This is a genomic window from Streptomyces purpureus, from assembly GCF_014648195.1.
Lineage (GTDB): Bacteria > Actinomycetota > Actinomycetes > Streptomycetales > Streptomycetaceae > Streptomyces > Streptomyces purpureus.
Genome location: NZ_BMQQ01000076.1, coordinates 1 through 1364, shown reverse-complemented (window position 1 = coordinate 1364; position 1364 = coordinate 1). Strand labels below are relative to the sequence as shown.

At 66.6% G+C, this 1364-nt stretch carries 1 protein-coding gene; it reads left to right on the top strand.

Annotated features, from left to right (window positions below; translation table 11 throughout):
• The first annotated feature begins 32 nt into the window (after positions 1–32).
• Positions 33–1325, top strand: coding sequence for an IS256 family transposase (locus IEZ01_RS34420; protein ID WP_229833368.1), 1293 nt, complete (start codon positions 33–35; stop codon positions 1323–1325).
• The last annotated feature ends 39 nt before the right edge of the window (positions 1326–1364 follow it).

Here is a 1364-nt window from a genome sequence, read left to right as displayed (position 1 = left end):
CGGTGTAACTCCCGATCATGGAGGATGCACCGATGACTAGTGAGAACGTGACCGAGGCCGAGATCAGCGAGGCGGCCGAACCCCAGCCTGCGAAGGCGGTGGATGACCGGCTGATCGACGAGTTGGTCTCCCGGGCTCAGGCCGAGGGCCTGCAGCTGACGGGCGAGGGCGGTCTGCTGCAGCAGCTGACGAAGCGGCTGCTGGAGTCCGCCTTGGAGGGCGAGATCACCGACCATCTCGGCTATGACAAGCACGACCCGGCCGGGAAGAACGGCGGCAACAGCCGCAACGGCACCCGCGCGAAGACCGTCCTGACCGACGTCGGCCCGGTGGAGATATCCGTGCCCCGTGACCGGGATGGATCGTTCGAGCCAAAGATCGTCAAGAAGCGGCAGAAGCGCCTGACCGGCGTGGACGAGATGGTCATCTCCCTGTCCGCGAAGGGCCTGACCACCGGCGAGGTCCAGGCCCACCTGGCCGAGGTCTATGGCGCCGAGGTCTCCCGCCAGACGATTTCCACGATCACCGACAAGGTCATGGACGGCATGGCCGAATGGCAGAACCGGCCGCTCGACGCCGTCTATCCGGTGGTCTTCATCGACGCGATCCACGTGAAGATCCGCGACGGCGCCGTGGCCAACCGGCCGATCTACGTGGCCCTGGCCGTCACCACCGAGGGCCGGCGGGACATCCTGGGGCTGTGGGCCGGCGACGGCGGCGAGGGCGCCAAGCACTGGATGCACATCCTCACCGAGATCAAGAACCGCGGCGTGAACGACGTCCTTATGCTCGTCTGCGACGGTCTGAAGGGCCTGCCCGACGCGGTCGAGACCGTCTGGCCCCGCACCACGGTGCAGACCTGCGTGGTCCACCTGCTGCGGAACTCCTTCCGCTATGCCGCCCGCCAGGACTGGGACAAGATCGCCAAGCTCCTCAAGCCTGTCTACACCGCGGCGACCGAGGACGCGGCCCTCGAACGCTTCGCGGAGTTCGCCGACGCCTGGGGCAGGAAGTATCCAGCGATCGTGAAGCTGTGGGAGAACGCGTGGGAGGAGTTCACCCCCTTCCTGCGGTTCGACACCGAGATCCGCCGCATCGTCTGCACCACGAACGCGATCGAGTCCGTAAACGCGCGGATCCGGCGGGCGGTCAAGGCCCGCGGGCACTTCCCCAACGAGACCGCCGCCCTGAAGTGCGTCTACATGGCGATCATGTCGCTCGACCCGACCGGCAAGGGCCAGGCCCGCTGGACCATGCGCTGGAAGACCGCACTGAACGCCTTCGACATCACCTTCGACGGCCGTCTCTCCGCAGCCCGTCAGTAACCCCAACCACCCTCGTTACACCGTTCGATTGACAGACCC